Origin of the sequence: Streptomyces coeruleorubidus (assembly GCF_028885415.1) — a bacterium.
Lineage (GTDB): Bacteria > Actinomycetota > Actinomycetes > Streptomycetales > Streptomycetaceae > Streptomyces > Streptomyces coeruleorubidus_A.
This window is the reverse complement of record NZ_CP118527.1, coordinates 4,093,862-4,106,714: the sequence shown is the minus strand read 5'-3', so window position 1 is coordinate 4,106,714 and position 12,853 is coordinate 4,093,862. Positions and strand designations below refer to the sequence as shown.

At 72.1% G+C, this 12,853-nt stretch carries 9 protein-coding genes and 1 pseudogene; 9 read left to right on the top strand and 1 reads right to left on the bottom strand.

Features of this window, described 5'->3' with window-relative positions:
• The first annotated feature begins 97 nt into the window (after positions 1–97).
• From rsmA to PV963_RS18915, 8 genes and pseudogenes are all read left to right on the top strand, one after another.
• Entirely contained in the window at positions 98–985 is an 888-nt protein-coding gene (gene rsmA / locus PV963_RS18950) for a 16S rRNA (adenine(1518)-N(6)/adenine(1519)-N(6))-dimethyltransferase RsmA (protein ID WP_274816918.1), read from the top strand.
• Positions 982–1,881, top strand: coding sequence for a 4-(cytidine 5'-diphospho)-2-C-methyl-D-erythritol kinase (locus PV963_RS18945; protein ID WP_274816917.1), 900 nt, complete (start codon positions 982–984; stop codon positions 1,879–1,881). The genes rsmA and PV963_RS18945 overlap by 4 nt, the downstream gene beginning before the upstream one ends.
• Before the next feature lie 68 nt (positions 1,882–1,949).
• Positions 1,950–2,102, top strand: a complete 153-nt coding sequence (locus PV963_RS18940) for a hypothetical protein (RefSeq protein WP_274816916.1) — start codon at positions 1,950–1,952, stop codon at positions 2,100–2,102.
• 83 nt (positions 2,103–2,185) lie between these two features.
• A pseudogene (locus tag PV963_RS43640) lies at positions 2,186–2,995 on the top strand (hypothetical protein); the annotation flags it as partial.
• A 270-nt stretch (positions 2,996–3,265) separates the two neighbouring features.
• Entirely contained in the window at positions 3,266–5,074 is a 1,809-nt protein-coding gene (locus PV963_RS18930; RefSeq protein WP_274822057.1) for an ABC-F family ATP-binding cassette domain-containing protein, read from the top strand.
• Between the two features lie 191 nt (positions 5,075–5,265).
• Positions 5,266–7,029 carry a PQQ-binding-like beta-propeller repeat protein gene (locus PV963_RS18925; protein WP_274816915.1) on the top strand — a complete coding sequence of 588 codons (1,764 nt, stop codon included), beginning with the start codon at positions 5,266–5,268 and terminating at the stop codon, positions 7,027–7,029.
• Between the two features lie 64 nt (positions 7,030–7,093).
• Entirely contained in the window at positions 7,094–8,929 is a 1,836-nt protein-coding gene (locus PV963_RS18920) for a PQQ-binding-like beta-propeller repeat protein (protein ID WP_274816914.1), read from the top strand.
• A gap of 241 nt (positions 8,930–9,170) precedes the next feature.
• Positions 9,171–9,887: a helix-turn-helix transcriptional regulator gene (locus tag PV963_RS18915; protein ID WP_274816913.1), complete on the top strand. Its 717-nt coding sequence runs from the start codon at positions 9,171–9,173 to the stop codon at positions 9,885–9,887.
• Positions 9,888–9,912: 25 nt separating this feature from the next.
• On the opposite strand, the gene PV963_RS18910 is transcribed toward PV963_RS18915, so the two are convergent.
• A complete protein-coding gene (locus PV963_RS18910; RefSeq protein WP_274816912.1) occupies positions 9,913–11,562 on the bottom strand; it encodes a helix-turn-helix domain-containing protein in 1,650 nt (549 codons plus the stop codon).
• A 291-nt stretch (positions 11,563–11,853) separates the two neighbouring features.
• On the opposite strand from PV963_RS18910, the gene PV963_RS18905 reads away from it, so the two are divergent.
• On the top strand, positions 11,854–12,771 hold the full coding sequence (locus PV963_RS18905) for an ArsR/SmtB family transcription factor (protein WP_274816911.1): 918 nt from the start codon (positions 11,854–11,856) through the stop codon (positions 12,769–12,771).
• The last annotated feature ends 82 nt before the right edge of the window (positions 12,772–12,853 follow it).

Genomic DNA, 12,853 nt, shown 5'->3' with positions numbered 1-12,853 from the left:
GAAGCACCCCGCACCGCCGGGCCGCGCAACCCCCGCCCCCAGCACCGACGCCGAGCACCAGCAAACCCGCCCCCAAACCCCCCGTACCCTTGTCCCCGTGACCAGCCCCACCCCCGACGCCCTGCTCGGCCCCGCCGACGTCCGCGAACTCGCGACAGCCCTCGGCGTACGCCCCACCAAACAACGCGGCCAGAACTTCGTGATCGACGCGAACACCGTCCGCCGTATCGTCCGCACCGCACAGGTCCACCCCGACGACGTGGTCGTCGAGGTGGGCCCGGGCCTCGGGTCACTGACGCTCGCCCTGCTGGAGGTCGCCGACCGCGTCACGGCCGTCGAGATCGACGACGTGCTCGCCGCCGCGCTGCCCGCGACCATCACGGCCCGCATGCCCGACCGCGCCGACCGGTTCGCCCTCGTCCACTCCGACGCGATGCACGTCACGGAGCTGCCCGGCCCCGCCCCCACCGCGCTGGTCGCCAACCTCCCCTACAACGTGGCCGTCCCGGTCCTGCTGCACATGCTCGACACCTTCCCGAGCATCGAGCGCACCCTCGTCATGGTCCAGTCGGAGGTCGCCGACCGCCTCGCCGCCCCGCCCGGCTCGAAGGTGTACGGCGTCCCCTCGGTCAAGGCCAACTGGTACGCCGAGGTCAAGCGGGCCGGCGCCATCGGACGGAACGTCTTCTGGCCGGCGCCCAACGTCGACAGCGGCCTGGTCTGGCTCGTCCGCCGGACCGAGCCGCTGAAGACGACGGCCTCCAGGCGCGAGGTGTTCGCCGTCGTCGACGCCGCCTTCGCCCAGCGCCGCAAGACGCTGCGGGCCGCGCTCGCCGGCTGGGCCGGATCCGCCGCCGCGGCGGAGGCGGCCCTCGTCGCCGCCGGGGTCTCACCGCAGGCTCGGGGCGAGTCGCTGACGGTGGAGGAGTTCGCGCGGATCGCCGAGCACAAGCAGAACCAGCACCAGGAGGAGGAGTCCGCGTGAGCGTGACGGTCCGGGTCCCCGCCAAGGTCAACGTCCAGCTGGCGGTCGGACCCGCCCGCCCCGACGGCTTCCACCCCCTGGCCAACGTCTTCCTCGCGGTCGGCCTCTACGACGAGGTCACCGTCACCCCGGCCGACGAGCTCCGCGTCACCTGCGAGGGCCCGGACGCCGACCAGGTCCCCCTGGACCGTACGAACCTGGCCGCGCGGGCGGCCGAAGCGCTCGCCGAGCGGTACGGCCGGACGCCCGACGTCCACATCCACATCGCCAAGGACATCCCCGTCGCCGGCGGCATGGCGGGCGGCAGCGCGGACGGCGCCGGCGCGCTGGTCGCCTGCGACGCGCTGTGGGAGGCCGGCGCCTCCCGGGACGAACTGCTCGGCATCTGCGCCGAGTTGGGCAGCGACGTGCCGTTCAGCCTGGTCGGCGGGGCCGCGCTGGGCATCGGGCGGGGCGAGCAGCTGACGCCCCTGGAGGTCGGCGGCACCTTCCACTGGGTGTTCGCGATGGCCGGCCGCGGCCTGTCCACCCCGGCCGTGTTCCGGGAGTTCGACCGGCTCGGCGAGGGCACGGACATCCCCGAGCCCGTCGCCTCCCAGGAACTCCTCGCCGCCCTGGCCAAGGGCGACCCGGACGCGCTCGCCGCCGCCGTCTCCAACGACCTCCAGCCCGCCGCCCTCTCCCTCTTCCCGGAACTCGCCGGCACCCTGGCCACCGGCCGCGCCGCCGGTGCCCTCGCCGCCCTGGTCTCCGGCTCCGGCCCGACCACGGCGTTCCTCGTCCGCGACCCGGAGTCGGCGGCCGCGGTGGCGCAGGCGCTGGTGGCGTCCGGCACGTGCCGGACCGTGCGGACGGCCTCGGGTCCGGCACCCGGGGCTACGGTTGCCGGGCGTTAATCCCGTGCGGCGGCCGGTTCCCGGCGCTCAGGCTCCCCCGGTTGTTCTCGACGATGGGGGGCGCAGGCGTGGACGAACTGGTCGCGGCCGTACGACGCGGAGACGAGGACGAGGTCCGGGCCCTGCTGGAGTCCGGGGCGGACCCCGAGACCCTGACGAGGGCCTGCCGGTCCTGTGCCGGGCGGTGGCGGCGTACGACCGGCCGGTCGCCGAGGCGCTGATCGAGGGCGGCGCCGACCCGCAGCACCGTCTGCCCGACGGCAGCACCCCGCTGCTGCGGGCGGTCGACGGCGGCTCCGTGGGCATGACCGTCGCGCTGCTGCCGGAGCCGGTCGGGCTCGGCCCCGCCGACCGGGAGGAGCTGTTGGACCGAGCCCGCCACTGGACCCGGACCGGCGTGGAGGCCGAGCTGCGGCGCCGAACCGGCGCGACGGGGCCGGCTGAGCGGAACCGCGTCGAGGACCGGCACTGGTTCTGCCACTACGACCAGGTCACAGTGGGCGGCCTGACCGCCCGGGACGGACACGCGGCAGTCCTGTCCCTCCTGGAGGCGCACTGCGGGATTCGCACGCCTTTCGGAGAACTGCTCGCGCGGGCGCTCGTACGGCCCGACCGGGATCACGCCGTCTGGTCCGAGGCCGTGTCCACGCTCGCCCGCCGGATGGACGAGGACACCTGGACACAGGCCGTGGCCCTGAGCCGCGCGGCCGACCGGGTGCGGCGGCTCTTCGCCGCCGAGCTGCTGCTGGGCCTGCACCTGGGCGACGTCCTGGGCCACGCGCCGTTCGACGGCCGTGGGCACGAGGTCTTCCTCCCCTGGGCCGCAGAGGAGAAGGACCCGGAGGTGCTGGCAGCGGTACTGAACGGGCTCACCGGGGAGGACGGCCCGGAGATCGAGGCCATGGGCCTGACGTACCGCGCGCATCCGTACCCGGCGGTCCGCTCGCTGGTGCTGGATGCCCTGGAGCGCGGGGAGGACCGGCTGCTTGTCCGGCCCGGGAACCTGGCGACGGTGTTCACGCTGGCCCGCGACCCGGACGAGCGCGTGCGCTGGAAGGCCTGCTCGTGGCTCGCCTCCTACCCGGAGCGTTCCCCGGAGATCGGTGACGCGCTGGCTGCCCTCACCAACGACGCGTCCCAGGCGGTCCGCGCCTATGCCGTGCAGGGCCTGGCCGAACGCGACGACCCGCGCTGCGTGGAGGGTGACCGGCGGATCGGACCCGTCGACCCGGACGGCCCGTGGTACGACGAATGGGTGCTGGGCGCGACGGGCGGTACGAGTGGCGCCGCCAGGACGCCGCCGAGCGCTCCTGAACACCCCGGCCGGAGCACCCCGCCGCCCGACTACCCTGGAGGGTCGATCGTCCCCCCTGTCAGGAGAGAAATGGCCGTCAACCTGGTCAATGTCGAGAACGTCAGCAAGGTGTACGGCACCCGCGCCCTGCTCGACGGCGTCTCCCTCGGCGTCTCCGAAGGGGAACGCATCGGCGTCGTCGGCCGCAACGGCGACGGCAAGACCACGCTGATCCGGATGCTCGCCAAGCAGGAGCAGGCCGACACCGGGCGCGTCACCCACTCCGGCGGACTGCGCATCGGCGTGCTCACGCAGCACGACTCCCTCGACCCGGAGGCCACCGTCCGCCACGAGGTCATCGGCGACATGGCCGACCACGAGTGGGCGGGCGTCGCCAAGGTCAGGGACGTGTTGACCGGCCTGTTCGGCGGGCTCGACCTGCCGGGGTTCCCCAAGGGGCTCGACACCGTCATCGGCCCGCTGTCCGGCGGTGAGCGGCGCCGCATCGCGCTCGCCAAGCTGCTCATCGAGGAGCAGGACCTGCTCGTCCTGGACGAGCCCACCAACCACCTCGACGTCGAGGGCATCGCCTGGCTCGCCCGGCATCTCCGGAACCGCCGGTCGGCGCTCGTCTGCGTCACCCACGACCGCTGGTTCCTGGACCAGGTCTGCACGCGCATGTGGGACGTCCAGCGCGGCGACGTCTACGAGTACGAGGGCGGCTACTCCGACTACGTCTTCGCCCGGGCCGAGCGCGAGCGCATCGCCGCCACCGAGGAGGTCAAGCGGCAGAACCTCGTCCGCAAGGAGCTGGCCTGGCTGCGGCGCGGCGCACCCGCCCGTACGTCCAAGCCGCGCTTCCGCGTCGAGGCCGCCAACGAGCTGATCAAGGACGTACCGCCGCCCCGGGACAGCAGCGAACTGATGCGGTTCGCCTCCACGCGGCTCGGCAAGACCGTGTTCGACCTGGAGGACATCACCGTCCAGGCCGGTCCCAAGGTCCTCCTCAAGCACGTCACCTGGCAGCTCGGGCCGGGGGACCGGATCGGTCTCGTCGGCGTCAACGGCGCCGGGAAGACGTCCCTGCTGCGGGCCATGGCCGAGGCGGCCCGGACCGACGGCGAGACCCAGCCCGCGGGCGGGCGCATCCGCGTCGGCAAGACCGTCAAGCTGGCCTACCTCTCCCAGGAGGTCGCCGAACTCGACCCGGCCACGCGCGTGCTGGAGGCCGTGCAGCAGGTGCGCGAGCGCGTCGACCTGGGCAAGGGGCGCGAGATGACCGCCGGGCAGCTGTGCGAGACGTTCGGCTTCACCAAGGAGAAGCAGTGGACGCCGGTCGGGGACCTGTCCGGCGGTGAGCGGCGGCGGCTCCAGCTGCTGCGGCTCCTCATGGACGAGCCCAACGTCCTCTTCCTCGACGAGCCCACCAACGACCTCGACATCGAGACGCTGACGCAGCTGGAGGACGTCCTCGACGGCTGGCCCGGCTCGATGATCGTCATCTCCCACGACCGGTTCTTCATCGAGCGCACCACCGACCGGGTGTTCGCGCTGCTCGGCGACGGCACTCTGCGGATGCTGCCGCGCGGCATCGACGAGTACCTGGAGCGGCGGCAGCGCATGGAGGAGGCCGCGGCCGCCGCGACGCCCGCCGCGGCGCCGCAGAGCGCCGCCCCGGAGAAGAGCGCAGCCGGCCAGCGCGCCGCCAAGAAGGAACTCCAGAAGATCGAGCGACAGCTCGACAAGGTCTCCGAGAAGGAGACCAAGCTGCACGCCCAGATCGCCGAAAACGCTACGGACTTCTCGAAGGTTGCCGAACTGGACGCCGAGCTGCGCGAGTTGGCCGGTCAGCGCGAGGAGCTGGAGATGCGCTGGCTGGAACTCGCCGAGGACGCGTGAAGGGTGCGTGAAGGCGCATAACGGCGGCATCACGGGCCGGTCCTCCCTTGGGAACAGGGGGTGAGACGGCCCGGTCGCTGTCGGAACCTGGTGATACAAAGAGTCGTCTTAGAACTTCATGAAGCGACTCTGAGCCCATTTCGTATCTCAGGGCGTGGCTAAAAATCAGTGATCGAACGGGGGAGCCGCTGATGACTCAGCCGCCCAGTCAGCCGCCGCACGGTGGCTTCGGAGCACCGCAGAACCAGCCGCCGCAGGGCGGTGGCTTCGGGGCACCGCAGACCCCGCCGCCGCCCCAGGGACCGCCCCAGACGCCGCCGCCCCCGCAGGGGCCGCCGCAGCCTGGATACGGCTATCCCCAGCAGCCCCCGCAGCAGCCCGGACCGTACGGGCAGCCGGGACCGTACAACTCCGGCCCCTACGGCCAGCCGCAGCAGCCGGGTCCGTACGGCCAGCCCGGCTACGGCTACCCGCAGCAGCCGCAGTACCCCGGCGCCCCCGGCACCCCGCCCGGGGGCGGTTCGCGCAGCCCCTTCAAGGGCAAGCCGGCCATCATCATCGGCGCCGCGGTAGCCGCGCTGCTCGTCGTCGGCGGCACCGTGTGGGCCGTCACCGGCGGCGACAGCGGCGAGGGCGAGAAGAAGCCGGTCGCCCAGCAGAGCGACGACGCCGAGCCCGGCTCCTCCGCCCCGGTCAACCCCGGTGACGGCAGCGGCGACGGCGGCGAGGACCCGGAGAACCTCAACGAGGGCCGCCAGGCCGGCGAGGCGAAGGTCCTCTGGTACAAGGAGGCGCCCGACGCGCCCGGTTCCGGCGCCGACGCCCCCGGCATGTGGATCACCGACAAGGCGGCGGTGAAAGCGGCGTACAAGCAGCTCTTCGCCTACAACGTCGGTGACGGCAAGCCGGCCTGGGACGCGATCACCTTCCCGCAGAAGATCTGCGCGACCACCCCGCAGAAGACGTCCGACGACAAGATCGTCGTCGCGTACATGAGCGGCAGCAGCGACCGCGCCAAGTGCAACCAGCTCCAGGAGATCGACCTCGACACGGGCGAGAAGGGCTGGAAGGAGGAGGTCGGCGACGGCGCACTGTTCGACTCCACGCTCTCCGTCGAACTGTCCATCACCGGCAAGACGCTGATGGTGGGCCGCTCACAGTCCGGCACGGCCTACGACGTCACCAGCGGCGACAAGCTCTTCGACCACAAGCGCTACGGCAGCGCCTGCTTCCCCTCCGCGTTCGCCGGCGGCGAGAAGCTGATCGCCGTCGCCTCCTGCGCTGCCGGCACCGACAAGGAGCACGACGAGGTGCAGGAGCTCGACCCGCGCACCGGCGACGTCAAGTGGACCCAGCCGTTCGACAAGGGCTGGCGGGTCGCGCGCACCTACTCGGTCAGCCCGCTGGTCGTCTACAGCACCAACAAGGACAAGAAGGCCTGGAACATCTCCACCTTCACCTCCGGCGGCAAGTTCCGCTCGCAGGTCGGCTTCGACGAGGACTTCGCCCCCGAGTGCGGCTGGGCCATCCTCGAACGCGACCTCCAGGGCTGCCAGGGCGTCGCCGTCGACGACACCACGCTCTACCTCCCGACGGAGGCGACCACCGGCGCCAACGAGATCGTCGCGGTCAACCTCGCCGACGGCAAGGAGAAGTGGCGGGTGAAGTCCCCGGCCGACGAGTCGATGCTGCCGATGAAGGTCGAGGGCGGCAAGCTCATCGCCTATGTGCAGCCGTCGTACGACGCGGGCGGCCAGGTCGTGTCCATCCCGACCGGCGGCAGCGGCCACAAGCCGGTCAAGCTGCTCCAGAACCCGCAGGGTGCCGCGGACATCGAGAACGGCTTCTTCTCCAAGGACACCGACTGGGTCGACGGGCGCTTCTACATCTCGACCACGCGGCTGAGCGGAAACGACGACACGAAGGAGAAGTTGATGCTCGCCTACGGCAAGTGACTCTTCCCCCTTCGGATCCGCCTTCGTCTTCGTCGTCCGTCCCCTTCCCCGAGGTACTCACGCCATGACCCAGCCGCCGCCTCCGCCGCCCCAACAGCCGCCGCCCGGGGGAGGCTTCGGGCCGCCCCAGGACCAGCCCCCGCAGCCGGGGTACGGCTATCCGCAGGCTCCGCAGTCGCCCCCGCCGGCGGCTCCGCAGACGCCGCCCCCGCCGCCCGCGCAGCAGCCGCAGCCGGGCTACGGCTATCCGCAGGGGGCTGAGCAGGCGCCCCAGCCGCCGCAGGCTCCGCCCGGCTACGGCTACCCCGGCCAGCAGCAGCCGGGGCCGTACGGGCAGCCGCCGCAGGCGCCTTACGGCCAGCCGGGCCAGCAGCCGGGATACGGGCAGCAGCCCGGTTACGCCTATCCGCAGCCGACCATGCCGCTCCAGCCGCAGCCCGGACAGCCGGGCGGAGGCCGGAAGTTCAACGCGCAGCTGGCCATCATCGTCGCCGCTGTCGTGGCGATCGCACTGATCGTCGGCGGCGGCGTCTGGTACTCCACGTCCAAGGACGACGGCAAGAAGGACGACACCGCCAGCTCCGGCGGCGGCACCGGCGGCACGGACGACAACAACGGCGGCACCAGCTCCGGCGGCAAGGAGAAGGCCCCGGCCGACCCCAGCGCCAAGGTCCTCTTCCAGGTCCCGATGCCCGAGGTGAAGAACGACAGCACGGTCGTCGTCTCCGGCTCGTGGCTCACCGACAAGACGTACGCCAAGAGCGGTGTCGCCGAGATCGTCGGCTACGACCGCGACAAGGGCGGCGAGCAGTGGACGATCCCGCTGGACGGCCCGGTCTGCCAGGCCAGCCGCCACGTCACCGACGACAACAAGACGGCGATCCTCTACCAGCCCGCGATGCCGACCAAGGCCGACCCGTCCCACGGGTGCAGCCAGATCGCCGTGATCGATCTCGACGCCGGCAAGAGGCTGTGGACCAAGACCGTCAAGACCGGTGACCAGCTGATCAACTTCGACAACGTCACGATCAGCGGCGACACCGTCGCCGTCGGCAGCTCCAGCGGCGGCGCCGCCTTCGACGTCTCCGGCAAGCTCCTGTGGAGCCCGAAGCCGGCCGACTCCTGCTACGACGCCGGGTACGGCGGCGGCGAGAAGCTGGTCGCGGTGCGCAAGTGCGGAACGTACGAGCAGCGGCAGCTGCACATCCAGACCATCGACCCGAAGTCCGGGAAGGTGATCTCGGAGTACAAGATGTCCCAGGGCATCGAGTACGCGAGCATCGTGTCGACCGAGCCGCTCGTCGTGGCCGCCGACGTCGGCGACTCCGCGGGCGACGGCAGCGGCATCTCCGACTTCTTCTCCATCGACAACAAGACCGGCGAGCTGCGCAGGCGCATCAGCGCGCCGGGCGAGCAGTTCGCGGCCCGCTGCGAGGGCGTCACCCGCATCGAGTCCTGCAACATGCTGGCCGTCGGCAACGACCGGCTGTACCTGCCGACCGAGGAGCACGACGGCAGCGGAGAGTACAGCGACACCAACGAGATCGTCGCCTTCGACCTCGCCACCGGCAAGCAGACCGGGCAGCGGGCCGACGCGGGCGACGGCTACACGATCTCGCCGCTGCGCATGGACGGCGGCAACCTGATCGCGTACAAGCGGCCGCCGTACGACAAGGGCGGGCAGATCGTGAGCATCGACGGGGGCAGCTTCAAGCAGACGAAGCTGCTGGAGAACCCGGCGACGGACACGGTGCGCGACGTGGAGGCCGCCATGTCGCCGGAGTACTCCGAGTTGCTGTACGGCGACGGGCACCTGTTCATGTCCAAGGTGTACGCCAGCAAGCGGACCAGCAGCACGAGTGAGAAGGAGTATCTGGCGATCGGCTTCGGTACGAGCTGATCGATCGATGGCCGCCTGGTGATCGACTCGATGCGGATACGGTCCCGTCCCTGTTCAGGGGCGGGACCGTTCGCTTTCGGCTCAGTCAACCTCGAATGAGAGGAATTTCGGCGATCCGGGGCGATTCTCGCGGGTAGGGGGAGCGCAACGTCGAACAAGCGTGTAGCTTCCGGGGGCATGAAGGCCGGGGAGCCGGGGGGGCTTCCATCTGGGGGGACCGGGGTGACTGGGGGGTTGCTCGATGGGAGTGCGGCTCATGGTGGTCGACGACCACCGACTGCTGGCCGAGGCGCTGGCCTCGGCGTTGAAGCTGAGGGGGCACCGGGTGCTGGCCGCGGCGGCGCCGGCCGCGGGGGCGGCGGAGCTGGTGATCACACGGGCGCCGGAGGTGTGCCTGCTGGGGACGGCCACGCCGGCGGAGCCGGGGATCTTCGACCCGGTGGTGCGGATCAAGCGCGAGCGTCCGCAGGTCGCGGTCCTGGTCCTGGGACCGGTACCGAGCCCACGCGGCATCGCGGCCGCCTTCGCCGCGGGCGCGTCGGGGTACGTACGTCACGACGAACGCATAGAGGGCGTCGAGCGGGCGATTATGAAGGCCCGGGCCGGGGAGGCGGCCGTGGCACCGCAGCTACTGCAAGGCGCGTTCAGCGAGTTGCTCAACCCGGCGGCCCAGCCGGACGACGAGGGCCAGCGGTTGCTCCAGATGCTGACCCCGAGGGAGGTCGAGGTCCTGCTCCGCGTCGCCGACGGCGAGGACACCCGCCTCATCGCGGCGGGCATGGGCATCGCGCCGTCGACGGCCCGGACGCACGTCCAGCGGGTCCTGATGAAACTGGGGGTGGGTTCGCGGTTGGAGGCGGCGGCGCTGGCGGCGAGGACGGGGCTGCTGGACCGGGCGGGACCGGTGGGCCGGACGGTGTCGGAGAGGCCGGAGACGGGGACGGGGCCGGAGGCGTAGAGCAGTCGTACAGGACCGGTACGGATCAGTACCGGATCAGCACCGGTCGTCCCGTGAGCCGCACGGTGTCCCGGGCGTCGACCGTGCGGGTGGTGCCGTCGAGATGCTGGACGCGTCGTGCTCCGGCGCCCACGGGGACGTCGGCCGTGCCGGTGTAGGTCCAGCGGATGCGGGCGGTGCGGGGGACGCCGTATGCGTCGGGGATGCGGAACTCGCACTGCCAGACGTTCTCGGGCAGGGCGATCTCCAGGCCGTGCCCGCAGGAGCGGACCGAGGCGTGGGCCAGCCACTGCTGCAGGCGGCCGACGTACAGGCCTGCCTTGGTGGGCGGCTCGCCCTCGGCCTGGAGGACGAGGGGGATGCTGCCGTGGCCCCAGGCGTAGAAGTACATCCGCTGGACCTTGCGCGCGTACAGACCCGTCAGATAGAAGCGGACGGCGTAGTCGGCCGCCATGTCCTCGTCCAGCGGGTCGTTCAGCTGCAGCGTCTGTGTCGTGCCCGTGTTCCACAGCGGCAGGTGGTAGCCCGCCCGCTGGAAGGTGCGGTCGACCTTCCGCACCGCCTCCAGCATGGTCTCCGGCGGGTCCGTGACCCGCTGCTGGTAGAGCTTGATCCCCGCCGCGTCGCAGTGCTGGTATCCGCCCAGCGCGGCGAACCCCAGCAGGTACTCGTGCGACGCCTCCTTCCACAGCTCGGTCATGGACGGGCAGACCACGACCGCGTCCCTGTCGCGCTCCCGGATGATGCGGCTCGCGCGGCGCGTCATCTCGACGAGCGTCTTCACACTGCCGTTGTAGTGGTGGGGGTGGTTGGCCATCACCCACAGCTCGTACGCGTCGATCCGGTCGCCCGCGTGCCGTACGAGGGCCCGTACGAAGGCGTCCCAGTCGTCGAGGTCGTCCGGTGGTGCCGCCCGGGCGCCCTCCGAGTAGGCGGCCTTGCGGGCGTCGGGGGCGGCCCAGGCGGGCGTGCCGCCGAAGACGAACAGCGTGGGCAGGCCCTGCCGTTCGGCGGCGTCGAGCAGCCGGTCGAGGGTGGACCAGTCGAACTTCCCGCGCAGGGGCTCCACTTGGGCCCAGCGGGTCTCGCTGTCCCACAGCCGTAACGCGCCCACCCGGAAGGACGGCATGGCCCCGCTGAAGCTGTTCATCGTCACGCCGAACAGCCGCGGATCGACCGGCGACGGCGTCTGCGCCCAACCCGTCACCTCGGGCGGAGGCGGGGCGGCCGCCGCCCCCGTCTCCCGGGGAGCGCTCGCGACGGCCGTGGCGAGAACGACGAGCGCCACGACGACGGCCAGGACCAGGCGCAGGCCAAGGGGATGCCGTCGCCGCTTCGCCGGCGGGTCGGCAGGAGGTGGCGCGGCGCGGGCCGATGGGCCGGCGTCCTGCCTCTGGCCCGTCGCCGGATCCGAGTCCTGGTCCGACCCCTGGCCCGTTGCCGCCTTCCAGCAGCGCAGCAGCTCGTTCAGCTCCGCCGCGTCGGCCCCGCACTCCGTGGCGATCCGGACGACAAGGCCGTAGTCGCCCGGGACCGCCTTCCCGGTGCAGTACCGGTGCAGGGTGGAACGGCTCGTGAAGACCCGCTGCCCCAGTTCCTGATAGCTGAGCCCGCTGCGCCCCTTGAGCCCCGCCAGCACCGCGGCCAGCTCCCGGACCCCTTCAGCCTCCCGCAAGCCCTCCACCCCCGTGACGGCTCCATCCGACTCCCGCCCCAGCATTCCAGGTCCGTCCCCACGCGTCTGCGTCACAACAGGTCAACGCGGTGACACCCGTCCCGCGCCGAGTCGGGACGCGGACTTCCTGGCCGCGCGGCGAGGCGGAGCGGCACAGTCGGGGGCATCGGCGACATCGGAGATATCGCACGGCATCACACCGGGGGACGCGTGCTTCGCATTCACTTCACTTCCGCGGATCTGGGACGGATACGGCTGGCACGGCGGGCGGATCCGCTGTGGGAGACGGTGGTGAGCCTGCACCAACTGGCCCGGCCCTTCTTCTTTTTCACCGCATGGGCGCGGCGCACCCGCATGCAGCTGGCCGCGCAGGGGATGGGGGCGGAGGTGGGGTTGCTGACCTCACTGGTGCCGCCCACCGGGTACTTCCCGGACTTCCTGACCCCGGCCACCACCGGACCGGTGGCGGATCTCGAGACGGGGATCGACGCGGTGCTGTCGACGGGCACACGCCGACTGCACGGCGACATCTCCCGCCTGGCCGCAGGACAGGCCCGGCCCGCGGCCTGGCTGGACGACCTCGCCCACGGCCGCCCGCCCGCCCTGCGGCGCCTGGGCGCGGCGTTACGCCGCTACCACCAGGTCGTTCTCGCCCCGCACGCGGAGGTGCGGGCCGCCCTGGTCGGGACGGACCTGCAGGGCCGGGCCCGGCGTCTGCTCGACGACGGCAGCGAAGCGCTCCTCGCCCGCCTCGGCCCCACCCTGCGCTGGAGGCCGCCGGTCCTGGAGGCCGACTACCCCGTCGACCGCGATCTGCGTCTCGACGGCCGCGGCCTGACCGTCATCCCCAGCCTCTACGCCCACCACCTGCCCATCACGCTCGCCGACCCCGCTCTCCAGCCCGTTCTGGTCTACCCCGTGGCCCGAGGCGAGCTCTGGCTCCCCGACAACTCCGTCCACCCGTCGCCGACGGCCCTGGACGAGCTGCTGGGCCCCACCCGCGCCGTCGCCCTGCGCTGTCTGGACACCCCGCACACCACCACCTCTCTCGCCGCCCGTCTGAACACCTCGCCCTCCACCGCGAGCCGCCACGCCGCCGTCCTGCGCCGCGCCGCCCTGGTCACCACCGAACGCACCGGCACCAGCGTCCTGCACACCCGCACCGCACTCGGCACCGCCCTCGTCCACGGCGCCGGTCCCATGCCCTGACCTGCGACGTCAAGCCTGTGCGTTGTGACGCAAGGCCATGGGGCGTGGGGAGGCGGACAGGCAGCGTGGGTGCCGTGACCAC

Bases quoted from the DNA above. Each gene is read 5' to 3' on its own strand.
- PV963_RS18930 (WP_274822057.1), top strand. From the start codon at position 3,266: ATGGCCGTCAACCTGGTCAATGTCGAGAACGTCAGCAAGGTGTACGGC.
- PV963_RS18920 (WP_274816914.1), top strand. From the start codon at position 7,094: ATGACCCAGCCGCCGCCTCCGCCGCCCCAACAGCCGCCGCCCGGGGGA.
- PV963_RS18925 (WP_274816915.1), top strand. From the start codon at position 5,266: ATGACTCAGCCGCCCAGTCAGCCGCCGCACGGTGGCTTCGGAGCACCG.
- PV963_RS18915 (WP_274816913.1), top strand. From the start codon at position 9,171: ATGGGAGTGCGGCTCATGGTGGTCGACGACCACCGACTGCTGGCCGAG.